The following is a 24,036-nucleotide window of genomic DNA, read 5'->3' as shown; positions in this document are numbered from 1 at the left end:
GGTGCGCCCGCTCAGCGCGTGACGTCGAGCTTCCCCACCCAGGAGATCGGGGCGACGCGCCCCTCCTCGAGCTGGTACTGGCAACCGACGATCCCGAGCTCGCCCGCGGCGACCGCGTCGGAGATGACGGTGGACTGGCGCATGAGCGCGTTGACGGTCTCGGCGAGGTGGCGGCGGCCCACGGCGTCGGCCTCGATGAGGTCCGTGTCGACGTACGGGCTGACCTGCTGGGTCGCGAACCACTCCTGCTGCACGGCGGGGCGGATCTCCTCCAGCTCCTTGCGGATCGCCGGCGTGACGGGGCTCGGATCGGCGGTGGTCTGGTCGATCGCGGCCTTCACCGCACCGCAGGAGCCGTGGGCGAGCACCACGATCACGGACACGCCCAGCGCCGAGACCGCGAACTCCATCGTCGCGACCGTGTTCTCGTTGGCGATCTGGCCGATGTTGCGCACCACGAAGAGGTCCCCCAGGCCGCAGTCGAAGAGGATCTCCGCCGCGACGCGCGAATCGGAGCAGCCCAGGAACGCCGCGTTCGGCGCCTGGAAGGTGCTCAGCTCGCTGCGCCGGGCCGCGCTCTGCTGGGGGTGGTTCAGCGTCCCCGCCATGAATCGCTCGTTCCCCTCGGCGAGGGCGTCCCAGGCCTGCTGGGGGGTGACGCGGGGGTTGCTCATGAGGGGATCCAATCGTGCGGGGACCGCCGAGCGGGACCGCTCGGCGCGGGGACGCGGCCTCGTGGGGTCACGCCCCGCCGCAGGATACTCCTGGGTCCGGTGCGAGGAGGCGACGTCCGCGACAGTCCGGCGAGGGCTGTGCTGACCTGTACATTCGTGATCCGAGCGCGGGTGGTTCACGTCTCCTGGAGCGCAGGGAGGGTGTCGTCCGCGGAGGGATAGCTCGGCTGGGCGCCTTCCCCGGTCGCCGCGAACGCGCCGACGCGCGAGGCGAGTCGGGCCGCCGTGGCGAGGTCGTCGCCGCGCGCGAGGCCCAGGGCGAGCGCGCCGATGAAGGCGTCGCCTGCGCCGGTGGTGTCGACCGCGTCGACGGGGGCGGGCGGGATGGGTTGAATGCCGTCCGCGTCGGCGACCCGGGCGCCGTCCGCGCCGAGGGTGAGGACCACGGAGGCGATCCCCTGCGTCTGCAGGGCGCGGACCATCGCGCCCGGGTCCGTCGGCGCGGAGAGGTCCGGGGCGAGCTGGGCGAGGACGAGCCCGGCCTCGTGCTGGTTCACGACCAGCGGGTCCGACGCACGCAGCACCGCGGGGTCCAGTTCCATGACCGGGGCGGGATTGTGGAGGAAACGGCCTGTGACCAGGGCGGGCAGCGCCTCGATGCCGTCCCGCGGGATCTCGCCCTGGCACACCACGATGCGCGCCGCGGCGATCGCCTCGCGCGCCGCGCGCACCCGCTCGGCGTCCATCGCGTCGTTCGCGCCCGCGATGACGACGATGGAGTTCTCGCCGTCTTCCGCGACCGTGACGATCGCGAGGCCCGTCGGCCCCTCGACCTCGGCGAGACGGGTGAGGTCCACCCCGGCCTCGCGCAGCGCGGACAGCGCCACCTCGGCCTGCGCATCGGTCCCGACGGCGCCCACCATCGTGACGCGCGCGCCGAGCCGCGCGGCCGCGACGGCCTGGTTCGCGCCCTTCCCGCCGGGCAGCATCTGCCCGCCCGTGCCGTGCAGGGTCTCCCCGGGTGCGGGATGGCGCCGCACCTGCGCGAGCAGGTCGACGTTCACGGAGCCGACGACGACGATCGAGCCGTCGGCCGGGGGTGGGGTCGAGGCGTTCATACGGCGAAGCCTACGGTCAGGCGGCGTGGTCCACGCAGGTCCGCGCCGTGGGCCGCACCTCGAGCCGGGCGCGGAGGTCGTCGCAGACGTCTCAGCCCTCGCCGCCGGAGATGTTCACCTGCCACACGATGCCGAAGCGGTCGGTGAAGGAGCCGTAGACGTCGCCCCACATCTGCTTCTCGAGCGGCATCGCGATCTCCCCGCCCACGGAGAGCTTCTCGTAGGCGCTGCGCAGCACCGCCTCGTCGTCGCCCATCAGGGAGAGGGTGACGTTGGTGCCGGGGACGTAGGGGGCCATGCCCTCCATGACGTCCGAGACGTACAGGCGGATCAGGTCGGTGACCTCGAGGGAGCCGTGCATGATCTTGTCCGCCGCGGGGTGGTCGGCGGGCACGGCCTGGAACTCGCCGAAGGTGGAGAACTGGGGCGTGGCCCCGAGGGCCTCGCCGTAGAACTCGAACGCCTCCCGGGCGTTGCCGTCGAAGTTGAGGTAGGGGTGCAGGGCTGCGGGCATGGCGGACGACCTCCTCGGCGTCGGCGCCGGCGCGGTGCCGGGCGCTCGGGGAGAGCGTAGGCCGCGGGGCCGACGGTCCACCAGGGGGCCGAGGGGTTCCGGCGCCGGTACGGGCAATGGTGGGCGACCGGCCGCTCACTGCGTACGCTCGTCCACGTGACCTCCTCGCCCGCGATCTCCCTGCGCAGACGCCGCGTCGCGCTCTACGCCCTGTTCCTGCTGCCGGGCCTGAGCATGTCCGCCTGGGTCACCCGCACCCCTGCGGTGAGGGATCTGCTGGAGGCCTCCACCGCGCAGATGGGGCTGGTGCTGTTCGGCCTCTCGGTCGGGTCGATGGCGGGGATCCTCTCCTCCGGGCCTCTCGTCATCCGGCTCGGCACCCGGCCCGTCGTGCTCGCCGGCTCGGCGCTCGTAGTCGTCGCGCTGCCCACCATCGCGCTCGGCGCCTCGACGGGGCAGCCGCTCGTGACCGCCATCGGCCTGGCCCTGTTCGGCGCCGGGATGGGGAGCGGCGAGGTCGCCATGAACGTCGAGGGGGCCGACGTCGAGAGGCTCGGCGGGCGCTCCTTCCTCCCGGCCCTGCACGGCTGCTTCAGCCTCGGCACCGTGATCGGTGCGGGTCTCGGCATCCTCGCCAACGCCGCCGGCTTCCCTGTGGTGCCCCATCTCGTGGTCACCGCAGCCGTCGGTGCGGCGCTGCTGGCCTGGGCGATGGGAGGGATCCCCGCGGGGACCGGGAAGGTCGCCGCCGCGGAGCGCACCGCCCAGGCCGCGACGCCCCGACCGGCGCTCTGGAAGGACGCGCGGCTCGTGTGCATCGGCGGGGTCGTGCTCGCGATGGCGCTCGCGGAGGGCACCGCCAACGACTGGCTGCCGCTGATCATGGTCGACGGGCACGGCTTCGGCGCGACGATGGGCTCGCTCGTGTTCACGCTGTTCGCGACCTCGATGACCGTGGGTCGCTTCGCCGGCGGGCCGATCGTGGAGCGCGTGGGCCGCTCCCGCGTGCTCCTGGTCAGCGCCCTGTTCGCCGCGACCGGCCTCGCGCTCATCGCCTACGTCGACAGCCAGGTCGTGGCCGTCGCCGCGGTCGTGCTGTGGGGGCTCGGCGCCTCCCTCGGCTTCCCGCTCGCGCTCTCCGCCGCCGGGGACTCCGGCCCGAACCCCGCCGCGCGCGTCGCCCTCGCCTCGGTGATCGGCTATCTCGCCTTCCTCGTGGGCCCGCCGACGCTCGGGTTCCTCGGCGAGGAGATCGGGCTGCGCGGCGCCCTGGTGGTGCCGCTCGCGGTCGCGCTGCTCGCGGCCGCGCTCAGCCCCGCCACCGGGACGCGCCGGCCGACGGTCCAGGAGCAGCCGGCGGAGGTGGGCGCGGCCGAGACCTGCTGACGGGGGCGCGCTGAGGCGCTGCCGTTCAGCCCAGCAGCTCCAGCAGCCGACGGCACCGGGGCGGATCGATCGTGAGGCCCTGCTCGAGGCCCCACAGCAGGTAGGACATCGACCGCACCAGCACCCAGTCACGGGCGCGGTCGGTCGGGACCTCGCAGGCGGCGGCGAAGGCGTCCAGCGCGGCGAGGACGTCGGCGTCGGCGGGCAGCTCGTTCAGGCGGGTCTACGGCACCCGGCCGAGGTCGTACTCCCGATCGCCGCGCAGCAGGACCGGGTCCACGACGGTCCAGTCCCGTCGGCCGCCGGCGAGGACCTGGCCGTGGTGCAGATCCCCGTCGACGGAGAGATCGCCCGGGTCGCGAGCGGCGAGGCGCTGCGCCGCTGCGGTCGCCGCCTCGAGCAGACGGGGCGGCACGGGCTCGCCGAGCGCGGACCAACGCGAGGCGAAGCCGTCCGCCTCCTCGGCGGCGATGTCGCGGGTGGAACGGGCATCGCGCGGCGCGGGGATCGCGAGGTCGCGGGCGATCCGGCCGAGCACCGCGGCCGCCTCGAGCGGCGGCAGCGCATGGAGGGACCGCTCGGCATCGAGGCGCGCCAGCAGCATCGCGCCCGAGTCCGCGTCGACCTCCAGCAGCTCGACCACGCCGTGCCCGGCCCAGTGGCGGAGCGCCGCGGCCTCGGTGCTGAGGTCATCGCCAGGCGGGGCGAGGCGGAGCACCGCCGCCTGTGCTCTCTGACGCGCCGGCACCACCAGAGCGTTCGAGCCGTGACGCGGCGGGCCATCGAGAGTGAGGATCCAGCGTGCGGCGTGCGCCGCGGCCAGAGCGGGCAGGCGGTCAAGCCAGGTGCGGCCGTCCGCGTCGTGCCACCAGCGCGGCATCTCGCGGAACGAGGCGGGGACGGTGATCATCGCCGGGCCTCGAGGTCATTGGTCAGCCAGCGGCACGGCTCGGCGACGTGGTGCTCGTGATGGTCCTCGTCGATCCACGTGTAGCGGTCGAGGTACTGAACGCCGGTGTCCACGTAGCCGAGCCGCAGGTAGAGCGGCAGCGGTCCGTCGGAATCCACACCCAGGCCCAGCTCGGCGTGGCCGCGGGCACGCGCCTCCTGCTCGAGCAGAGCCAGCATCGCGCTGCCGATGCCGCGGGACTGCAGCTCCTGCGGCCACACCTGCAGCCCGTTCACCTCCGGACAGCGCGGCACCTCGGGGTTCGCGTTCCCGTCCCAGCGGATCTCTGCCGAGCCCACGAACCCGTCCGCGAGCCCCGGCGCGTGGGCGAGGTAGTAGGTGCTGGTCCCGGCCTGCTGTCGCGCGAAGCGTGCGGCATGGGTGCGGGAGTTCCCCGTCGGCGCCCATGCCTCGAGGAGCTGGAGGTCGTCGGCGCGGCAGGGGCGGAGGTGCACGACGGGGAGAGGCATGAGTGCATCCTCGGGCATCTGCTCGAGCAGGGCGAGCGGATTCTGGCGCAGCCTCGGCGGGTGCCGCTCGCCCGGCTCAGTCCCCGAACAGCGCGCCGAGGCCCACCTCCCAGATCGCCCATCCCGCCCCGGCGGCGAGCAGGAGGACACCCCCGAGGATCCAGCGTCCGGGCCGTACGACGTCGAGATCGCAAAGGGCACGATCCGCTCGATCCTCCCGTCGGGTGGTGCGCCGTCATCGGCGCCCGCCACCGAGACGGTGCTCGACGGGACCGGGAAGACGCTGATCCCCGGTCTGATCGATGCCCACTGGCATACCGCCATCACTGCGATCACTCCCACCGCGGCGGGCATGGCGACTTCCGGCTGCCGCACGAGGTCCCCCGCGGCGCGGCGGGCCACCTCAGTCACATCGAGCTGCTCGGTGTCGCGACGATCGCCGACGCCGAGGCCGAGGTGCTGCGCGCCTCCCGGGAGGTGCTCCGGCAGGGAGCGTCGCAGCTGAAGCTCATGGCCGGAGGAGGGGTCGCGTCCCACTATGATCCGCGGGACGTCTCCCAGTACGCGGTCGCCGAGATGCAGGCGGCGGTCTCGGCCGCGGAGAACTGGGGCACCTACGTCACGGTCAACGCGTACACCCCGCGGGCGATCCGGATGGCCGTCGAGGCGGGGGTGCGCTGCATCGAGCACGGCCAGCTGATCGACCGGGCGACCGCCGAGCTGCTCGCCGAGCACGACGTGTGGTGGTGCCTGCAGCCGTTCCTGGACGACGAGGACGCCGTGCCGATGACCGGTCCGAACAGGGACAAGCAGCTGGCCATGGTCGCCGGCACGGACCGCGCCGACGAGCTCGCCCCCTCCCACGGTGTCAAGGTCGCGTTCGGGACCGACACGCGTCTTCGACGCGCGGCTCGCCACGCGGCAGGGCGCCATCGCGGACCTGATCCTCGCCGACGGCGACCCGCTCGCCGACCTGTCGCTGATCGCCCGGCCCGAAGAGGCGTTCACGACCATCCCCAAGGGCGGGCGGATCGTCGAGCGCGGCTGACCGGGAGACGTCATGACGCGCCCGGACCGCCCGATGCGAGCCGTGCGGTGGATGTCGGCCCGGAGGAGGGCGACGGCGATGCGCCGGCCGGACATTGGCACTGCGACGGTCGGGAGCGTTCCGCGCAGTTGTGCGGCCACAGGTCTTCCACTCGACGATCAAGCGCGATCGGGTACGGAGCCAGAAGGCCGATCCTTCGCCGCGAATGGCCGGCACTCGCGGTATCGACCGGACCCTCGTACGACATCGTCCGGCGGGAACGCTAGCCCTCCATGGCCACCGCCCGGCGCGGGAGGAGCGGCACGGCGAGGAGGCACAGTACGGCGACGGCGAGGATGACGACGAGCGTGGTCGTCATCGCGGTGACGGCTCCGCCCGCGAGAGTGCCGATGAAGATGGTGGTGACGAGTGCCGAGCCGATGCCGTTCGCGACCTGCTGGATCGCGCTGAGGGAGCCGCTGGCCGAGCCGGCTTCCTCGGGCTTCAGATTGCCGAGGGCGGTGTTGAAGACGGAGTTGAAGCTGATTCCTGCGGCGATCCCGATGATGCTGGTGGCGATGAGGTTCTGCCACCAGGGCACCTGAACCCCGGAGCCGAGGACGACGAGGAGCAGCGCGCCCGTCCCGAGGATGGTGGTGAGCATACCGATGAGTACGAGCCGCCGACCGAGCGTCAGGATCAGGGCATTCGCGATGCCTGAGCCGATCATGATGCCGATGGTGAGCGGGATCAGGTTCAGTGAGGCTTCCGTCGGGGTGTAGCCGAGGCCGAGCTGGAAGAAGAGGCTGATGACATACATCAGACCGCTGAAGCTCGCGAAGACGCACAGACCCACGACGAGGCCGGAGGTGAAGCCCCGGTTGACGAGCAGGCTGCGCGGGAGGAGCGGCTCGTCGGCGCGAGCCTGCCGCCACCCGAAGAGCGCCAGGAGCGCCACCCCGACCACCGCACTGCCGATCGTGAGCCCGTTCCATCCGTCGGAGGATCCGGTCACGAGCCCGAACATCAGCCCGAACAAGGCGAGGGCGAGCAGCACGCTGCCGAGCAGATCGATACGGGTCGATCGGTGCGCGGGAACCGTCGGCAGGTATCTGAGGGCGAGGACCAGGGCGACCCCGCCGAGGACGATGTTGAGGAGGAAGATCGGTCGCCACCCCAACCCGAACAGGTCCGCGTCGATGATGATGCCGCCGAGGACCGGTCCGGCGACCGCGAAGACCCCGAGCATCGGCGCGAACACCGCGAATGCCTTCTGCAGCATGGGCTTCGGGAACGTGGCCGCCATGATCGCCATGCCCTGCGGGATGAGCAGAGCGCCGAATGCTCCCTGCACGACTCGAGCGGCGATCAGAACGCCGGCAGAGGGTGCGAACCCCGCGAGTGCGGAGGCGATGATGAAGCCGATCATCCCCACGAGAAATGTGTGGCGCTGACCGAACCTGTCGCCGATGCGCCCGCCCAGGACGAGCAGTGAGCCCAGTGCGAGCGCGTAGGACGCGCCGAGCCACGGGATCACGTTCTCGTTCACGCCGAGCTCTCTCACGATCGAGGGGGCGGCGACGTTGGCGATCGTGGCGTCCATCAGGTCCATCGCATCGGCGAGGACGACGACGACCAGGGTGATCCAGACGGCTCGTGCGGACAGTGGTGGTGCTTCGGTATGCGTGGACATAGGGCCTCCTGTCGAATGAGAACGAACGCGATCGTAACGAACACGTTCGTAACGATCAAGATCGTCGTTTGGTAGAGTCGGAGGCATGGCGACTCGTGCACCCACCAGCAGGCGGGAGCGCCCTGCGAAGCCAGCGCTCTCACGGGAGGCGATCGTCGAGGCGGCGCTGCGGGTTCTCGAACGCGATGGCGCGGAGAAGTTGACGATTCGGCGCGTCGCCGACGAGCTCGACACGGGGCCCGCATCGCTCTACGTCTACGTGAAGAACGTGACTGTGCTGCACGCCCTCCTCGTCGACGGACTGCTTGCAGACCTCGACCTCACGTGGGACGGCGACGAGCCCTGGCGCGAGCGTCTCCATCGACTGATCGCGGACTACATCGGCCTCCTCACCGTGCACGGGAACCTCGCCCGTTCTGCGATGTTCGTGTGGCCCGAAGGCCCTCACTACCTCAGCCTCATCGACGTGCTCCTGCGACTGCTCCGCACCGCCGGCCTCGACGAGAAGTCCGCGGCATGGGGCATCGACCTCCTGCTCCAGCACGCGAGCATCACGGCAGCGGAGTGGGCTGCGCGCTCCTCAGGCACTGGCCAGGAGATCGGTGAGCTCGCCGCGGCTCTCGCTTCGGCGGACCCCGAGCGGCATTCGACGCTCGCTGCGTTCGGCACGGCGACGTTCACGCAGGGAACTCCCGAGGAGCGCCACCGCTGGGCGCTCGACACCCTTCTGGAGGGCATCACGCATCGTCGTCCCTGAGCGGCGAGGCCGTCACTGCGCGTCGGAGTTCGGCGACCTGCAGATCCCGCCGAGGACGAAGCCCGTCCTGCGGTCGTACTCCTCGCGCGAGGGTCGGAAACGGCCGTGCTTCAGGGCGGTCGCGTTGTCCATCGCCAGTGCCTGGAAGTCACCGGCCGTCATTCCGGGGGCCAGGATGCCGGCGGCGTGGCCTTCCGTGACGAGCTCGGCATGGAAGGCGTCCCCCGCGCGGCAGAGCGCCATGAGCGGTTCCGACTCCGGGAACTCCTGCAGCAGGACATCGTTGACCGCGGGCAGCGAGTACTGCAGGTCTCGAAGTGCTCGGACGTAAGCGCGGACTCGCATGCCGATGCCCCCGATCGATCGGGCGTCGTCGATGGTGCTGAGCAGCTCGGCCGCCACGACCGCGTCGATGACCGAGTCGATCAGGCCGAGCCTGCCGCCGAAACGATTGAAGATGGTGGCCTTGCTCACGCGGGCGGCGGACGCGACATCCTCGAGCGGCGCCGAGAGGCCGCGCTCGCGGAACACCTCCACCGCAGCGGCGCGGATCAGCTCGACGTTCCGACGTGCGTCCGCGCGGAGGTTCGACGAAGCGGGCATCTCAGCAGCACCTTTCACGGGGGCACGATAAGTTGACCAAGGGGGTCAAGATCCTGCACGAGGCTAGCTGACAGAAAAGTGACTCGCATGGTCAAGTTATGGTCCGCCGGCACTCGCTGTCGCCACCTCGACGAAAGGGCATCATCGTGATCATCGTGACCGGAGCGACAGGTGTGCTCAACGGAGCCACTGTCGAACAGCTTCTCCAGCGTGTCTCCCCGAGCGACATCGGAGTCAGTGTGCGAGACCCTCGCCGCGCCCAGCATCTGGCGGATCGGGGAGTCCGTGTGCGGCAGGGGAGCTACGACGATCCCGACGCCCTCCGTGATTCCTTCGCGGACGCAGAGCAGGTGCTGCTCGTCTCCTCGAGCGACCTCAGCGCCGATGTCGTCGCGCAGCACCGTGCCGCGATCGATGCAGGGATCGATGTCGGGACGAAGAGGATCCTCTACACGAGCTCGCACGGTGCCGGTGTCGACACTCCCTATCCGCCGCTGGCGATCCATGCCGCCACGGAGCAGCACCTCGCGGCATCCGGCGCTGCGTGGACCGCTCTGCGCAACGGCTTCTACGGTGACCTCGATCAGCTGCTCGGGCCATGGCGGGAGACGGGGGTGATCGCCAAACCCGCCGACGGGCCGTTCTCCTGGGTCGATCGTCGGGACGCCGCGGAAGCTGCAGCTGCGATCCTCACCAGCGATGCGCAGCCCGATGGCCCGGTGGACCTGACCCTGACGACGCCGATCACCCTCGCCGACTTCGCCGCCGCGGCGTCCGACCTGTCCGGGCGCCCCGTCGAACGCGTCGCCGTCGACGACAACGGATGGATTGCCGGCGAGATCGCGAACGGAGTCCCCGAGCAGGTCGCCCGCTTCACCCTCTCGATGTTCCAGGCGACGCGCAGCGGTCACTTCTCGCACCCCGATCCGTCGCTCTCGCGACTGCTCGGCAGAGAGCCGCGCAGCATTGCCGAGCAACTTGCGGACCAGAGCGCTCAGCGTGGGTGAGTAGGTCGTCCCCTGGTCGGGTCCCGCCCGAGCGGACGTGCTTGCTGTCGCACGCGCCCTGCCCCTCTCGGCCTGGTCCTCATGGGGACGACGCAAGGTCGTCGAGACGCTCGTGCCCCGATCATGTGACTCTGGCGGCCCCGACGCAGGAGGTCTACCGTGACGGCACCGACCAGGAGGCCGTGATGACCCACCCCGAGCTGCTCCACACCGCGATCGACGCCCGTGACCCGCGCGCCCTCGCCGAGTTCTACCGCGAGCTGCTGGGGCTGCACTACCGGCCCGGGGACGAGCCTCCCGCCCCGCCCGCGCCCGACGACGAGGACTGGCTCGTGCTCCTGGACTCCCGCGACCAGCGCGTCCTCGCGATCCAGGGAAAAGCCGACCTGCGCCCCTCGACCTGGCCCAGCGAGGAGGTGCCGATGCAGCTGCACATGGACTTCCGGGTTCCGGACGCCGCCGAGCTGGAGCTGCAGCGCGAGCGCGCCGAGGCGCTCGGCGCCCGGGTGCTCATGGACCGCACCCAGGTGCCCGACGAGCCGCTCTGCGTCCTCGCCGACCCCGAGGGCCACCCCTTCTGCCTGCTGGTGGGGTGAGGGGTCGTCACCAGGCGTACGCCTCCGGGGCCGGGCCGCCCGGGCCGGGGAAGATCTCGTCGAGCGCGGCGAGGTCCTCCTCGGAGAGCACGATGTCGACCGCCTCGATCGCGGAGTCCAGCTGCTCCATGGTGCGCGGGCCAATGATCGGCCCCAGCACGCCCGGGCGGTGCAGCAGCCAGGCGAGCGCCGCCTGCCCGGGGGTGAGGTCGCGCTCCTCGCAGAACGTCTCCCACCGCTCCAGCTGCTCGGTGAGATCGGCGGGGTCGTGGCGGCGGTCGGCGGCGCGGCGGCGCACGCCGTCCTCCCGCCGCCCGCCGAGCTTCCCGCCGGACAGCGGGGACCAGGGGATCACGCCGAGCCCGTAGTGCTCGGCCGCCGGCAGCACCTCGAGCTCGATCGAGCGGGAGAGGAGGTTGTACAGCGACTGCTCGGAGACGAGCCGCAGCGAGCCGCGGCGGGAGGCGGTCTCGTTCGCCTGGGCGATGTGCCAGCCAGCGAAGTTCGAGGAGCCGACGTAGCTGATCTTCCCCTGCGCGACCAGCAGGTCCATCGCCTGCCAGATCTCCTCCCAGGGTGCGGAGCGGTCCACGTGGTGCATCTGGTAGAGGTCGATGTGGTCCGTCTGCAGGCGGCGCAGGGACGCATCGACCGCGCGGCGGATGTTCAGGGCGGAGAGCCCGCGATCGTTCTTCCCGGGCCCCATCTCGCCGAACACCTTGGTGGCCAGCACGATCTCGTCGCGCTTCCCCGTGCGCGCCAGCCAGCGCCCCACGATCTCCTCGGTGCGGCCCCTGTGGTCCTTCCCGCCGTACACGTTGGCGGTGTCGACGAAGGTCACGCCCTGCTCGAGGGCGCGATCCATGATCGCGAAGGAGTCCTCCTCCGAGGTGTGCGGGCCGAAGTTCATGGTGCCGAGGACGAGCCGGGAGACGGTCGCTCCGGTGCGTCCGAGCTGTGCGTACTGCATCGCTGATCACTCCTCGAGGGTGGGCGGCGTCGCGACCTCGCGAGCGGGGTCCGCCGAGGGAAACCCTATTCCCGGGGCATGCTCGCGGGCCAGTGCCGCCCGGTCCGTGAGGAGCCGGTCAGCGCCAGGCGTTCGTGACCTCGGCGAGGTGGTTGCCCAGTGCGGCCTGGAGCAGCGGCCCGAAGCTGACGCGGCGCACGCCGAGCTCGGCGAGCCGTGCGAGGTCCAGGCCGTCGGGGATCGCGCCCTCGACGGGATGGGCGGTGACGTTCATCGGGGTGCTCACCGCGGCCAGCAGCGCCTCGAGCGTCGCAGTGTCCGGCACGCCCACCGGGTACAGGGAGTCCGCCCCGGCCGCCTCGAGCAGGTTCAGGCGGGTGATCGCCTCGGCGAGCCGGTCCGGGATCTGCTGCTCGGTCTTGAACACGTCGGTGCGGCCGTTGATCACCAGGTGCACACCGGCCCCGTCGGCCGCCGCTCGGAGCCCGGCGATGTAGTCGGCGTGCTCCTGCGCGCCGCGCAGCCGGCCCTGGGAATGCACCGTGTCCTCGATGTTGACGCCGACGGCACCCGCCTCCAGCACCCGCTCGACCAGCTCGGCCGGGGCGGTGTCGTAGCCGGACTCCATGTCGGCCGAGACGGGGACGTCCACGGCCGCGGTGATGCGGGCGATGCCGGCGAGGGCCTCGTCGAGGCTCATCTGCTCGCCGTCGCCGGAGCCGAGGGAGTCGGCGAGCGGGTGACTGCCGATCGTCAGCGCCTCGAAGCCGCTCTCGACGGCGGCGCGGGCGGACCAGGCGTCCCACACGGTGGGGAGCACCACCGGGGTGGCGCGGTGGTGGAGGGCGAGGAGGGTCTCGGCGCGTGCGCTCAACGATGTCATGGGGTCAGGACACTCCACGCGGTGCAGTGGGTCAAGGGGCAGCGACGGCTCGTACAGCACGTCGGCCCGCTCGCGAGGGACGAAGCGTGCGGCGAAGTCACGATCGTTGGGGATCCAGATGTCATGCCACAGCCCTTCGTGGTCACGCCCCAGCCGTCGGTCGCGCTCGATGCCCCGGTGCGCGGCGACGTCGAGTTCGACGTCGCACCAGACGGTGAGGTCGATGCTCGGGAGCGCCTCCGGGTGGAACAGGCCGATCAGATCGATGATGAGGAGGTCGGTGCGTGGGAGGGGTTCGGGGTCGCCCAGCGACCGCGTCGCCCAGTTGAACCGTCGGAAGGTGCCGGTCCGCCCGTGACGGAACGGGTCCAGGACCTCGGCGACGAGTCGATCGCGATCGACTCCGTCCCAGTCCGTGGAGCGCCGGTGCGAACGGGTGGGATCCAGGAAGTCATCACCGCGCATCCGTACGGCACCGGGCAGCGCCTCGACCAGGTGGCGTGCGAGAGTGGACTTCCCGGCTCCGCAGAATCCGGATATCCCGACGACCAGGGGGCCGGTGGTGGTGCGTCGTCGGGACGTGACCAGATCGAGAATCTGCGCGGCATCCATCGCGTCAGCTTAGAGCTGGGTCGGCGGACCCAGGGCACCCCGAGAGCCCCGGGAGCGCTCGCTCGATCACACGTCGAGAAGAACGGGCGGGGTACCTTCGGCAACCTCAGGTGTCGTGGGTGCCCATCGTGTCGATCCTCGCGTGCAGGTGCAGGTGCAGGTGCAGGTGCAGGTGCAGGTGCATGTCGTGGCGGCCGTCGGCGTGCGGGGCGCTCTCCCGACGGGTGCCCTCCAGGGAGAAGCCGGCCTTGTCGGCCACGCGGCACGAGGCGGGGTTGAGCGTCGAGTGTTCGAGTTCGACGCGGTGCACGCCGATGGAGAAGGCCCACCGTGTGGCCAGGCGCAGAGCGCGGGATGCCACTCCGCGGCCGCTGACTCGGTCCCGTGTCCAGTATGCCGCCACCGCGGTCCCCTCGCCGGGGTCGAGCTTCAGCGTCATCCGCCCCGCGAGCACGCCGTCGAGATCGACGGCCCAGCTCGATGCCGCCTCCGCCGTCCAGGATGAATGAGCGGCGGTGATCCACTCCTTCGCCTCGCCGGTCGTCATGGAGCGGGCGTGCCAGCGCTGGATCCCGGGCTCCTGATAGGCGGTGACGACGGATGGGGCATCCGCCTCGACCCAGGGCCGCAGGCGCACGGCATCGTCGCAGAGGATCGGTTGTGCGGAGCGGGAGGGGGCGCCGAGCCACGAGCGCGGGCACCTGGTCCAGCCAGGCGACGCCCCGCCGCTCCCCGTCCGGCAGGGAGTCCGCCCGGTCCTCATCGCTCGGGCGCGAAGAGCACGCAGGAGCGCGACCCGCACCCGAGGCACCACGTCCGCCTGGGCGAGTCGGGCGCTCCCCCGGGGCGGCCGCCCCCAGCTCATGGCGGGCAGTGACCTTCGCGCACATCTCCCGCACCCTCCAGGTCTCGTCGCCCAGGCCCTGCACGACCGCGTGCTCAGCCCCGCAGCCGCTCGACCAGGGGCGCGGCGCCCTCCGGGATCCGCTGCGCGGGCAGCGGCCGGGGCGCGGGCCCGTCCGGGACGGGGATCGCGACGATCGCGGTCCAGGTGTCCTCCGGGTGCGGGGGAGGGCCGGGCACCTCGCGCATCATCGCGGACTCGAGCTCCTCGGTGGCGTGGGAGTCGATCAGCAGCACGTCGCCGTCGGTGCTGCACTCGACGACCGTCGCGAGGCAGGCCTCCATGTCCTTCCGCGCGGTCGGCCCCTCGTGGGGGCGCGACTGCACGGTGATCTCGGTGCCGCCGTCGGGCTCCGCCGGCCAGGCCAGGGCCTGGGCGACGATCCGCCCGTCGCGGAGCAGGAGCCGGGTCCGCCCCGGGTCGAAGGAGCCCTCGCCGCCGGGGACGAAGTCCGCGGCGTTCTCGGCGCGCAGCCGCTCGGCGGCCGCGGCGGGGGACCAGGCTGCGTGCTGGGCGGTGTAGTGCTCGACGTAGAGATCCAGCATCTGCTCCCGGAGCGCGCTCTCGTCAGCGTCGAGGCCGACGGCGACCTCATCCAGCCCCGCTGCGGTCAGTCCGTCGTGCGTGGTGCGGTGCTCCCGTGCCCAGGAGCGCAGCGCTTGATCGACCACGTAGCGCCAGGGCGGCATGAGCTGCACGAGCACGCCGCCGTGCCGCGCGCACAGCGCCGCGAGCTCCGCATCGTGCGCGGAGGGCTTCACGTGCAGCGGCAGCGTGGACACGGCGATCTGGGCGGTGACCAGCGCGTCGGCGACCTCCGCCCAGGGCGCTCCCTCGCGCGCCTCGAGCACCAGGGTGCGGGAGCGCGGATGGAAGACGTTGTCGATCCCGCGGCAGTGCCCGAGCACGGCCCCATCGGCGTCGGTCGCGACCACGGAGCGGCGGTTGTCACCGTCGCGCCAGCGATCCGGCAGCAGATCCGAGAAGGCCGGGCCCTCGGCATCGGCCGAGGTGGCGGGGCGGGTGAGGAGACGAGCGGCAGGAGCGGACACGGACTCAGCCTCCCACGAGGGCGCTCGCCGCGCCTTCACACGCCCTCCGGGACGGGGTCAGCGCTCCCTCGACGCGCTCCCGACATCCTGCCCCGCATCGTCCTCGGAGCTCCGGTCCGGCGTGACGATGCGGGCGATCGCGATACCGAGCAGGCAGAAGAGGAACGGGAGCAGGAGCGCCAGGTTCAGACCCACCACGCCCGCCGCGGCGCCGACGATCGCGGGGCCGGCCAGCTGGCCCACGTAGCCGGCGCCGACCACCCGGGACATGATGATGCTCTGTCGGGCGGGGCTGACCGCTCCCGCGGCGGTGAACAGCTGCGGCACCACTCCGGCCAGGCCGAGCCCGAACAGGCACCACCCTGCGGCGGTGAGCACGAAGACCGGGGAGAGCATCACCAGCACCAGTCCCGTGGCGGCGAGCGCCGAGCCGTAGCGCACCACGAACGCCGGGCCGAATCGGCCGGCCACGCGGTCCACTGTCAGCCGGCCCAGCGTCATCGACACCGCGAAGACGGCGTAGCTCAGGCCGGCGGTCGAGGCCTGCAGCCCCAGGTGCTCGACGGCGTGGAGGGCCGCCCAGTCGTTGGCGACGCCCTCCGAGAGCATCAGCAGGAACGCGAGCGCGGCGAAGCCGAACACCCGACGACGCATCGCCCCGGACAGGCGCGGGGCGGGTGCGGCCTCCGCGGGAGTCCGCCCGTCGGCCCCCGCCTGCGGAGCGGCCTCGGCAGGGTGCCGCCCGATGAGGTGGCGCGCCACGGCCACGGCGCTGACCACGGCGACGAGCGTCCCGACGGCCGCGGCGAGCGAGAGGGGCAGCTGCAGACGCTGCGCCCCGGCTCCCAGCAGCGCGCCGACGGCGCCGCCCACCGACCACAGGGCGTGGAAGGCCGACATGATGGGGCGTCCGTACTCGCGCTCCACGAGCACGGCCTGGTCGTTCATGGCGACGTCGACCGCCCCGTTCATGAGCCCGAAGACGACCAGCGCCGCGCCCAGCGTCGCCGCACCGCCGGCCTGGAGCGGGAGGACGATGGCCAGCCCCAGGAGGACCAGGAAGACGACGGTCACCGGGCGGGAGCCGACCCGCTGCGAGAGCGCACCGGAGGCCTGCATGCCCAGAACACCGCCCAGTCCGAGCAGGAGGATCAGCCCTCCGAGCACGGCATGGGAGATCCCGGTGCTCGCCTGCACCGCGGGGATGCTCACGAGCCAGATCCCCATGGCCAGTCCGCACGCGAAGAACGTTGCGAAGACGGCCGCCCGGGCGCGGCGGAGGGGCGGGGGCGCAGCAGGGGGCATGACGATCGGACCTCGGAGGGGGAGACGGCAGAGCGGACGGAGGCTCACGGTATGTGATTGGATGATCATGTGCAGCGATCATTGAGGGCGAAGTTGATCATCGAATCCTTGCGGAGATCCGGGAGGCTCACCGTCGAGCAGCTCGCCGAGCTGACGGGCGCCTCGGCCGTCACCATCCGTCGCGATCTCACCGCGCTGGAGGCCCATGGTGCCCTCCGGCGGATCCCCGGCGGAGCGGAGCGCGCCGTGCGCTCCGACGAGGAGCTCCCTTACGCGCTGCGGCTGACCGACGACATGGAGCGGAAGACAGCACTGGCCCGTGCCGCGAGCGCCCTGGTCGAGGATGCCGACACGGTGATCATCGACAACGGCACCACCTGCCATGCGGCCGCGACCGAGCTGGTCGGGCGACCGATCACCGCCGTCTGCCTCTCCTTGCACAGCGCGATGGCGCTGGGGTCGGCCCCGGGGGCCCGCGTGACGATCCCCGGCGGCCCGGTCATGACCGACACCCTGGCGATGATGAGCGCGCAGGCGACGGACTACCTGCGCGCCGTCTCCGCGGACGTCCTGCTGCTCGGTTCCTGCTCGGTCTCCCCGCGGCGCGGACTGCTCGCGGACCTCCCGGAGGACGCCACCCTCAAGGCCGCAGCGATCGAGAGCTCCACCCGGCGCGTCCTGCTCGTCACGGCCGACAAGCTCTCCCGCTCCTCGAGCTTCCGCTTCGGAGCGTTCGAGGACCTCACCCACCTCGTGACCACCGCCGATGTCCCGCCACCCCTCCTGGAGCCGTTCCGGGACGCGGGCGTCCAGGTGGTGACGGCCTGACCCTGTCTCCGCGGAACCATTCCGCCCCCGCCTCCCCGAGCACTGGAGATCCCATGACCCTCGCCCTCGATCCCACGCAGGCCCTGCACACCTGGTCGCTGTTCCGCACGATGGGCCGCTACGTCGCCCCCGGCTCGGCGCCCTCGGGAGCGCTCGCGGAGAACACCGACGGAGGGGGCCTGGGCCTGCTCGAGCTGCCCGCGCAGCTCGCCTCCCACGGGTTCACGAGCGCCCAGCTGTGCCACTTCTACCTCCCCACCACGGAGGCCTCCTATCTCGCCGAGCTGCGCGCGGCCTTCGAGACGGCGAGCGTCGACCTCGAGGTGCTGCTGGTGGACGACGGGGACGTGGTCCACCCCGAGCACGGCCGCGAGCAGCAGCGCTGGCTGGCCACCTGGCTCGACGTCGCCGAGCAGCTCGGCGCCCCGCGGGTGCGGGTGCCCGCCGGGGACCAGCCCCCGAGCGCGGACACCCTGGCCCTGAGCGCCGGGCGGCTGCGGGAGCTCGCCGCCGCGCACCCGGCCCTGCGCGTGCTCACCGAGAACTGGCGCGGCCTGCTCGTGGACGAGGTCGCGACCACGCGCCTGCTGGACCTGCTCGAGGGCGAGGTGGGGCTGCTCATCGACACCGGCAACTGGGACGGGGAGGACAGGTACCGCCAGATCGCGGCGGTCGCCGGCCAGGCCGAGTGCTCCCAGGTCAAGGCGCGGGAGTCCGCCCCCGGCGTGCTCGACGAGGAGGACCTCGAGCAGTCCCTGAGGGCGCTCGCCGAGGCCGGGTACGCCGGCCGGCTCTCCCTCGTCTACGCGGGCAGCGACGACGACGAGTGGGGGCGCCTCGCACAGATGCAGGGGGTCGTCCGCCGCGTCCTCGCCTGAGCGCGCCTCGTCGAGGTCCGTCGCCGCGCTCAGGTGTGCAGGGTCCGCGCCGCCTCGCGGGCCTGCACGGCGGGGCTCTCCATCTGGATGGTGGCGTGCTCGAAGGCGACGGGGAAGTGGGTGCGCACGCACTCGTGGACCTCCTCGAGGATCTCCATCGCGTGCGCGGAGCCGAAGCACTCCTCGGCCACCACCACGTGCGCGGAGAGGATCGGCAGGCTGCTGCCGACGTTCGAGGCGTGCAGGTCGTGCACGTCCTGGACGTGCTCGAGGGCGAGCAGGTGCTCGCGCACCTCGTCGAGGTCCACGCCCTCGGGCGTGTACTCCATGAGGATCCGCAGGGTGTCGCGCAGGATCCGCACCGCGCGCGGCACGATCAGCGCCGCGATGAACAGTCCCGCGAGCGCATCTGCCTGCTGGAAGCCGGTGAAGCGGATGACGAGCGCCGCGACGATCACACCCACCGAACCCAGCGCGTCGTTGGCGACCTCGAGGAAGGCGGCCTTCATGTTCAGGCTCGCGTCCTTGCCGCCGGCGAGCACGAGGATCGCCACGAGGTTGACTGCGAGGCCCACCGCGCCGAAGACCAGCAGCTCCGTCGAGGCGATCTCCGGCGGCGCGGCGAGCCGCCGCACGCCCTCGATCGCCGTGTAGGTGCCGACGACGATCAGCAGCGTCGCCTGGGCCAGTGCCGCGAGCACCTCGATGCGGGCGAAGCCCCAGGTGCGGGTGGGGCTCGCGGGGCGCAGCAGCACCGTCGCGGCGATCAGCGCGACGAGCAGGCCGGAGGCGTCCACGAGGGCGTGCGCAGTGTCGGTGAGCAGGGCGAGGCTGCCGGTGAGCACGCTGCCCACGGCCTGGGCGAGCACGATCAGGGCGGTGAGGCCGAACGCGATCGCGAGGCGCGTGCGGGCCGTGCTCGGGGAGGCGTGGCTGTGGCCGTGACCGTGGGTGTGCGAGGCGGTCATCGCGGGCCGTCCTCGTCGAGCGCGCCGCCCCCGTCGGGCGTGCGGTCCGTGCCGGCGGGGCCGCCGCCGACGCGCGGATCGTGCAGGAGCTCGTGGACCGTCGGCGCCGCGCCCGCGCCGGAGAGCATCGCGCTCGCGAGGGCGAGCAGGGAGTGCAGGCGCCCCGGGTCGGTGAGCGAGAACCACGAGGCGCGGCCCTCGCTGCGCATGCTGATCAGGCCGCAGTCGCGCAGGCAGGCGAGGTGCTTGCTCACGGTGGACTGGGCCAGGTGCAGGTGGTCCACGAGGTCCCGCACCCGGTGCTCCCCGGTGGAGAGGTGCTGCAGGAGCGCGAGCCGGGTGGGCTCGGCGAGGGCGTGGAAGAGCGCGGCCTGCGACTCGTCCACCTCGAAGAGCGGGGGAGCGGAATCCATCTGCATCGCCATGTGACGATCATATCGCCGTCTGGCGATGAAGGGGAGGGGCGGGGTGGCGGTGGAGACGCGCGGCGCACACCCCTTCCCTTATACCCCCTAGGGGTATACGGTCGGGGCATGAGCACCCATCATGACGGCCACGTCGACCACCGGGATCATCACGGCCAGGACGAACACCACGGCCGGTACGAGCGCCAAGCCCAGGACGAACACCACGAGCATGGCCACAGCGGCCACAGCGGCCACGGCGGCCACGGCGGCCACGGCGGCCACGGCGGCCACGGCGGCCACGGGGATCACGTCGCCCAGTTCCGCCGGCTGTTCTGGATCATGCTGGTGCTCGCCGTGCCCGTCGTCGGCCTCTCCCCGATGTTCGCGCACCTGATCGGTTACACGATCCCGGACGTGCCCGGCCTCGCCTGGGTCGCCCCGGTGCTCGGCACTCTCATGTACGTCTGGGGCGGGCGGCCGTTCCTCACCGGCGGGCTCTCCGAGATCCGCTCCCGCGCCCCGGGGATGATGCTGCTGATCAGCCTCGGCATCACCGTCGCGTTCCTCGCCTCCTGGGGCTCCCGGCTGGGACTGCTCGACCGCGAGCTCGAGTTCTGGTGGGAGCTCGCGCTGCTGATCGTGATCATGCTGCTGGGGCACTGGATCGAGATGCGTTCACTCGCGCAGACCTCCTCCGCGCTGGACTCGCTGGCCGCGCTGCTGCCCGATGAGGCCGAGCGGATCGAGGGGGACCAGCTGGTCACCGTCGCCCCCGCGGACCTGCGCGCCGGGGACCTCGTGCTGGTGCGCCCCGGTGCCTCCGTCCCCGCCGACGGCACCATCGTGGAGGGCAGCGCGGACGTCGACGAGTCGATGATCACCGGCGAGTCCCGCCCCGTGACCCGCAGCGCGGATGACCGCGTGGTCGCCGGCACCGTCGCGACCGATTCGAGCCTGCGCGTCGAGGTCACCGCCACGGGGGAGGAGACCGCGCTCGCCGGTATCCAGCGCCTGGTCTCGGACGCCCAGAGCTCCTCCTCCCGCGCTCAGCGGATCGCCGACCGCGCCGCCGCCTGGCTGTTCTGGTTCGCGCTCGGCGCCGCGGTGCTCACCGCGCTGGTCTGGACGCTGCTGGGCATGCCCGACCAGGCCGTGGTCCGCACCGTGACCGTGCTGGTCATCGCCTGCCCCCACGCACTGGGGCTGGCGATCCCGCTGGTCGTCTCGATCGCGACCGAGCGCGCCGCCCGGGCCGGGGTGCTGGTCACCGACCGGCTCGCGCTCGAGGGCATGCGCACCGTGGACACCGTACTGCTGGACAAGACCGGCACCCTCACCCGCGGCGAGCCGGAGCTCTCGCAGCTCGAGGTCGCCCCGGGCGCCGGGCTCGAGGAGCAGGAGCTGCTGGGCCTCGCCGCTGCCGCGGAGTCCGAGAGCGAGCACCCTCTGGCTGGCGCGATCCGTCGGCGCGCGGAGGCCGACGGCGCGGACGTGCCCGGCGCCTCCGAGGTCTCCTCCTCCCCGGCGCTCGGCGTCAGCGCCCGGGTGGACGGCCGCGAGATCCGCGTGGGCGGGCCCCGCCTGCTCGAGGAGACCGGGGCGGGCGAGCTCGAGCAGGCCGCGACCTGGCGCGACGAGGGCGCGATCGTGCTGCACGTGCTGCGCGACGGCGAGGCCGTCGGCGTGCTGAAGCTGGCCGACGCCGTGCGCGAGGAGTCCCGCGAGGCGATCGACGCGATGCACGCGCGCGACCTCCAGGTCGTCATGATCACCGGCGACGCGCAGAACGTCGCCGACCACGTCGCCGCCGAGCTCGGCATCGACCGGGTCTTCGCGCAGGTCCGTCCCGAGGACAAGTCCGCCCGGGTGGCCGATCTGCAGCAGGAGGGCCGACGGGTCGCGATGGTGGGTGACGGCGTCAACGACGCCCCCGCCCTCGCCCAGGCCGACGTGGGCCTCGCGATCGGCGCCGGCACCGACGTCGCGATCGGCTCCGCCGGAGTGGTGCTCGCTTCCTCGGACCCCCGCTCCGTGCTCTCGGTGATCGACCTCTCCCACGCCGCGTACCGCAAGATGCGGCAGAACCTGGGGTGGGCGGCCGGCTACAACCTGCTCTCCGTCCCGCTCGCGGCGGGCGTGCTCGCCCCGATCGGGTTCGTGATGCCGATGAGCGTGGGGGCGCTGCTGATGAGCGCCTCCACCGTGGTGGTGGCGCTGAACGCGCAGCTGCTGCGCCGTCTGGACCTGCGGCCGGAGGCAAGCGGCGACCGGCGCTGAGCCCTCGGTGCGCTCAGGCCCCCAGCTGCATCGTGGTGAGGCAGGTGGGGGCCTCGGCGTCGGTGCGCAGGGTCGTGGTCGCCTCGCCCGCCGCACCGGCCAGGCGGAGCGTGAGCTCCTCGTCCCGCGGCAGCCACAGGCCCAGGAACCCGTTCGGGGCGGTGGTGCGGGTCTCGTCGATCAGCACGGCGCCGGAGGCGTCCTCGACCCGCACGTCGAGCTCCTCCTCCGCCAGCTCGCCCCGACACGTGGTGAGGCTGTGGAAGAAGCACTCGTGGGTGCCGGTCACGAAGGGCGCGACCGAGACGTACAGCTCCTCCGCGGGCAGCTCGAGGCTCGCCTCGCGCCCGGAGGCGTCGGAGAGGGTGAGCACGTCGGTGCCCACGGAGGCGAGGAGCTCCGGGGGCCGCTTCGCGAGCGGCAGCGCCTCGAGCGCGTCGATCACCTCGCGGGCCGAGCCGGCGGGCTGGCCGTGAGCGGCCAGCAACTCCTCCGCGGCCGAGGGGGACGCGGAGCAGCCGGCGAGGACCAGCGGGGTCGCGGCGAGCGCGGCGAGCAGGGCGCGGCGCGGAAGGGCGGAGGGCATGAGGATCCTTCGGGACGACGGCGGGGCCGCCCCGACCGTACCCCAGCGGGGTATGCAGGGCCCGGGACAGGAGTCCCGGGGCGGACCCTCCGGCCGCGGAGCGCGGGCACCCCGTCCGGGAGCCCGTGCGGCGGCGTAGTCTCTGCGCGTTCCCCACGCCCCGGGAGGCCCCTGATGCAGATCCTCGACGCGACCGCGCAGCACGCCGGCGGCATCGCCGCGATCTACAACCACGCCGTCGAGCACACCACCGCGATCTGGAACGAGCGCCTCGTCGACGCCGCCGATCGCGCCGCCTGGCTCGCCGAGCGGCAGGGGAGCGGCTTCCCGGTGCTGGTCGCCCTCGAGGACGACGGCACCGTGCTCGGGTACGCGACCTACGGCCCCTGGCGGCCGCACGACGGCTACCGCCACACCGTCGAGCACTCCCTCTACGTGCGCGAGGGACTGCGCGGCCGCGGCACCGGCTCGGCACTGCTCACCGCCCTGCTCGAGCGCGCCCGCGCACAGGGGATCCACGTGATGGTCGCCGGGATCGACGCGAGCAACGAGGGGTCCGTGCGCCTGCACGAGCGGTTCGGCTTCACCCGCGTGGGCGTCCTGCCGCAGGTGGGCACGAAGTTCGGTCGCTGGCTCGACCTCGCCTTCCTCCAGCTGGTGCTCGATCAGGCCCCGCCCGCGGGCGGCGGCTCCTCCAGCAGCCGCTGACAGGTCGAGCGGCCGAGCTGAGCCATCGTCGGGTTCGAGTCCTCGTAGTACCAGACGAGCCCGATGGACTGCACGAACGCCCAGGCCGCCCCGCGCTCCCACTCGAGGTCTGGGCAGCCCAGGCTCTGCCGCAGTCGGTCGCGCCGCTCCGCGTCCAGCAGGTGCCAGGCGCCGACGAGATCCAGCGCCGGATCGGCGGGGGAGTACCCGCCGGCATCGAGCACGCCGACGAGCCGCCCGCCCGCGGTGAGCAGGTTCGCGGGGATCAGGTCGCGGTGGCTCATCACGTCCGGATCCCGCCGCTCGAGGGTGCGCCACCGCTCCCAGCTGGCGGCGAGCTGGTCGGCGGGCAGCAGGCCGCGGGAACGTTCGAGGCACTCGCGCACCCAGTCCTCGTGGGCGGTGAGGTCGCCGCCGCGGCCGGGACCCCGGAAGCGCCGGCCCCCGGTCGGGACGGCGCGCAGCGCGAGGAGCAGGGCGGCGAGGTCGTCGGCCGCGGCGTCGGAGCCCTCGAGGACGACGGGGTCCGCGACCTCGCCCGGGACCCAGGTCTGCACTGACCAGGGCATCGGGAACGCGGCCGAGGGCTCCCCGAGCGCGACCGGCTCCGGGGCCGGCAGCGGGCTGACGGCCGCGAACTCGCCCATCGCCTCGTGCTCGGCCGCGAGGGCCGCCCGGGCGATGTCCGGGTCCGCGGGCTCGAGCGGGAAGCGCGCCGCGAGATCCTCCCCGATCCGCACCACGGTGCTCGTCGTCGCCGAGGTCTCCAGAAGCCGCACGGTCGCCGGGTCCGTGCCGGGCAGCAGGTCGGTGATCAGCCGGGTCGCGACCTGCTCGGTGAGCACGAGCTGGTCGGGGTGCATC

General features: G+C 72.6%; 25 protein-coding genes. 9 read left to right on the top strand and 16 right to left on the bottom strand.

Annotation, left to right across the window (positions count from 1 at the left end; genetic code table 11):
* Nucleotides 1–11: 11 nt before the first annotated feature.
* From DWV08_RS13700 to DWV08_RS13690, 3 genes are all read right to left on the bottom strand, one after another.
* Nucleotides 12–674, bottom strand: a complete 663-nt coding sequence (locus DWV08_RS13700; protein WP_115414309.1) for a carbonic anhydrase — start codon at nt 672–674, stop codon at nt 12–14.
* 176 nt (nt 675–850) lie between these two features.
* Complete coding sequence (locus DWV08_RS13695) at nt 851–1,792, bottom strand: ribokinase (protein ID WP_115414308.1); 942 nt, start codon at nt 1,790–1,792, stop codon at nt 851–853.
* Nucleotides 1,793–1,883: 91 nt separating this feature from the next.
* Nucleotides 1,884–2,306 carry a VOC family protein gene (locus tag DWV08_RS13690; RefSeq protein ID WP_115414307.1) on the bottom strand — a complete coding sequence of 141 codons (423 nt, stop codon included), beginning with the start codon at nt 2,304–2,306 and terminating at the stop codon, nt 1,884–1,886.
* A 156-nt stretch (nt 2,307–2,462) separates the two neighbouring features.
* Here DWV08_RS13690 and DWV08_RS13685 point away from each other — a divergent pair, with 156 nt between their 5' ends.
* Nucleotides 2,463–3,692 (top strand): MFS transporter, encoded by a 1,230-nt coding sequence (locus tag DWV08_RS13685; protein WP_115414306.1) that lies wholly within the window; start codon nt 2,463–2,465, stop codon nt 3,690–3,692.
* Nucleotides 3,693–3,915: 223 nt separating this feature from the next.
* Here the strand turns inward: DWV08_RS13685 and DWV08_RS13680 are convergent, their stop codons facing one another.
* Nucleotides 3,916–4,602 (bottom strand): aminoglycoside phosphotransferase family protein, encoded by a 687-nt coding sequence (locus DWV08_RS13680; RefSeq protein ID WP_115414305.1) that lies wholly within the window; start codon nt 4,600–4,602, stop codon nt 3,916–3,918.
* Nucleotides 4,599–5,111, bottom strand: a complete 513-nt coding sequence (locus DWV08_RS13675; protein WP_206516721.1) for a GNAT family N-acetyltransferase — start codon at nt 5,109–5,111, stop codon at nt 4,599–4,601. Before DWV08_RS13675 ends, DWV08_RS13680 begins: the two co-directional genes overlap by 4 nt.
* Here DWV08_RS13675 and DWV08_RS17315 point away from each other — a divergent pair.
* Nucleotides 5,019–6,425 (top strand): amidohydrolase family protein, encoded by a 1,407-nt coding sequence (locus tag DWV08_RS17315; RefSeq protein ID WP_277601767.1) that lies wholly within the window; start codon nt 5,019–5,021, stop codon nt 6,423–6,425. The genes DWV08_RS13675 and DWV08_RS17315 overlap by 93 nt on opposite strands.
* Here the strand turns inward: DWV08_RS17315 and DWV08_RS13665 are convergent.
* Nucleotides 6,422–7,831 carry an MFS transporter gene (locus DWV08_RS13665; RefSeq protein WP_115414304.1) on the bottom strand — a complete coding sequence of 470 codons (1,410 nt, stop codon included), beginning with the start codon at nt 7,829–7,831 and terminating at the stop codon, nt 6,422–6,424. The genes DWV08_RS17315 and DWV08_RS13665 overlap by 4 nt on opposite strands.
* 85 nt (nt 7,832–7,916) lie before the next feature.
* Here DWV08_RS13665 and DWV08_RS13660 point away from each other — a divergent pair, with 85 nt between their 5' ends.
* Complete coding sequence (locus tag DWV08_RS13660; RefSeq protein WP_115414303.1) at nt 7,917–8,588, top strand: TetR/AcrR family transcriptional regulator; 672 nt, start codon at nt 7,917–7,919, stop codon at nt 8,586–8,588.
* 12 nt (nt 8,589–8,600) lie between these two features.
* Here the strand turns inward: DWV08_RS13660 and DWV08_RS13655 are convergent, their stop codons facing one another.
* Entirely contained in the window at nt 8,601–9,191 is a 591-nt protein-coding gene (locus DWV08_RS13655; RefSeq protein ID WP_115414302.1) for a TetR/AcrR family transcriptional regulator, read from the bottom strand.
* A gap of 146 nt (nt 9,192–9,337) precedes the next feature.
* On the opposite strand from DWV08_RS13655, the gene DWV08_RS13650 reads away from it, so the two are divergent.
* Nucleotides 9,338–10,198, top strand: a complete 861-nt coding sequence (locus tag DWV08_RS13650; RefSeq protein ID WP_115414301.1) for an NAD(P)H-binding protein — start codon at nt 9,338–9,340, stop codon at nt 10,196–10,198.
* 185 nt (nt 10,199–10,383) lie between these two features.
* The gene (locus DWV08_RS13645) at nt 10,384–10,794 is read left to right on the top strand and encodes a VOC family protein (protein WP_115415038.1); all 411 of its coding nucleotides are present in this window, start codon (nt 10,384–10,386) and stop codon (nt 10,792–10,794) included.
* A gap of 7 nt (nt 10,795–10,801) precedes the next feature.
* Here DWV08_RS13645 and DWV08_RS13640 read toward each other — a convergent pair whose 3' ends face one another.
* The 5 genes from DWV08_RS13640 to DWV08_RS13615 form a co-directional block, all read right to left on the bottom strand.
* Nucleotides 10,802–11,764, bottom strand: coding sequence for an aldo/keto reductase (locus tag DWV08_RS13640; protein ID WP_115414300.1), 963 nt, complete (start codon nt 11,762–11,764; stop codon nt 10,802–10,804).
* 118 nt (nt 11,765–11,882) lie between these two features.
* Nucleotides 11,883–13,259, bottom strand: a complete 1,377-nt coding sequence (locus DWV08_RS17370; RefSeq protein WP_338142894.1) for an isocitrate lyase/phosphoenolpyruvate mutase family protein — start codon at nt 13,257–13,259, stop codon at nt 11,883–11,885.
* A 106-nt stretch (nt 13,260–13,365) separates the two neighbouring features.
* On the bottom strand, nt 13,366–13,896 hold the full coding sequence (locus DWV08_RS13625; protein WP_241237248.1) for a GNAT family N-acetyltransferase: 531 nt from the start codon (nt 13,894–13,896) through the stop codon (nt 13,366–13,368).
* 302 nt (nt 13,897–14,198) lie between these two features.
* The gene (locus tag DWV08_RS13620; RefSeq protein ID WP_127097485.1) at nt 14,199–15,215 is read right to left on the bottom strand and encodes a hypothetical protein; all 1,017 of its coding nucleotides are present in this window, start codon (nt 15,213–15,215) and stop codon (nt 14,199–14,201) included.
* Nucleotides 15,216–15,272: 57 nt separating this feature from the next.
* The gene (locus DWV08_RS13615; protein ID WP_115414298.1) at nt 15,273–16,520 is read right to left on the bottom strand and encodes an MFS transporter; all 1,248 of its coding nucleotides are present in this window, start codon (nt 16,518–16,520) and stop codon (nt 15,273–15,275) included.
* Nucleotides 16,521–16,613: 93 nt separating this feature from the next.
* On the opposite strand from DWV08_RS13615, the gene DWV08_RS13610 reads away from it, so the two are divergent.
* Together DWV08_RS13610 and DWV08_RS13605 are read left to right on the top strand one after the other, a co-directional pair.
* Nucleotides 16,614–17,348, top strand: a complete 735-nt coding sequence (locus DWV08_RS13610; RefSeq protein WP_206516718.1) for a DeoR/GlpR family DNA-binding transcription regulator — start codon at nt 16,614–16,616, stop codon at nt 17,346–17,348.
* 53 nt (nt 17,349–17,401) lie between these two features.
* Nucleotides 17,402–18,226, top strand: coding sequence for a sugar phosphate isomerase/epimerase family protein (locus tag DWV08_RS13605; RefSeq protein WP_115414296.1), 825 nt, complete (start codon nt 17,402–17,404; stop codon nt 18,224–18,226).
* A 29-nt stretch (nt 18,227–18,255) separates the two neighbouring features.
* Here the strand turns inward: DWV08_RS13605 and DWV08_RS13600 are convergent, their stop codons facing one another.
* Complete coding sequence (locus tag DWV08_RS13600; RefSeq protein ID WP_115414295.1) at nt 18,256–19,194, bottom strand: cation diffusion facilitator family transporter; 939 nt, start codon at nt 19,192–19,194, stop codon at nt 18,256–18,258.
* Complete coding sequence (locus DWV08_RS13595; RefSeq protein ID WP_115414294.1) at nt 19,191–19,619, bottom strand: ArsR/SmtB family transcription factor; 429 nt, start codon at nt 19,617–19,619, stop codon at nt 19,191–19,193. Before DWV08_RS13595 ends, DWV08_RS13600 begins: the two co-directional genes overlap by 4 nt.
* Before the next feature lie 108 nt (nt 19,620–19,727).
* Here DWV08_RS13595 and DWV08_RS13590 point away from each other — a divergent pair, with 108 nt between their 5' ends.
* Nucleotides 19,728–21,878, top strand: coding sequence for a heavy metal translocating P-type ATPase (locus DWV08_RS13590; protein ID WP_115414293.1), 2,151 nt, complete (start codon nt 19,728–19,730; stop codon nt 21,876–21,878).
* A gap of 13 nt (nt 21,879–21,891) precedes the next feature.
* Here DWV08_RS13590 and DWV08_RS13585 read toward each other — a convergent pair whose 3' ends face one another.
* A complete protein-coding gene (locus tag DWV08_RS13585; protein WP_115414292.1) occupies nt 21,892–22,464 on the bottom strand; it encodes a CueP family metal-binding protein in 573 nt (190 codons plus the stop codon).
* A gap of 174 nt (nt 22,465–22,638) precedes the next feature.
* Here DWV08_RS13585 and DWV08_RS13580 point away from each other — a divergent pair, with 174 nt between their 5' ends.
* Nucleotides 22,639–23,172 (top strand): GNAT family N-acetyltransferase, encoded by a 534-nt coding sequence (locus DWV08_RS13580; RefSeq protein ID WP_115414291.1) that lies wholly within the window; start codon nt 22,639–22,641, stop codon nt 23,170–23,172.
* Here DWV08_RS13580 and DWV08_RS13575 read toward each other — a convergent pair.
* Entirely contained in the window at nt 23,130–24,035 is a 906-nt protein-coding gene (locus DWV08_RS13575) for a phosphotransferase (protein WP_115414290.1), read from the bottom strand. The two genes, DWV08_RS13580 and DWV08_RS13575, sit on opposite strands and share 43 nt — an antisense overlap.
* Between the last annotated feature and the right edge of the window lies 1 nt (nt 24,036).

Origin of the sequence: Brachybacterium saurashtrense (genome assembly GCF_003355475.1) — a bacterium.
Lineage (GTDB): Bacteria > Actinomycetota > Actinomycetes > Actinomycetales > Dermabacteraceae > Brachybacterium > Brachybacterium saurashtrense.
The sequence above is the reverse complement of the archived record's forward strand: the minus strand, read 5'-3'. Positions and strand labels throughout refer to the sequence as shown.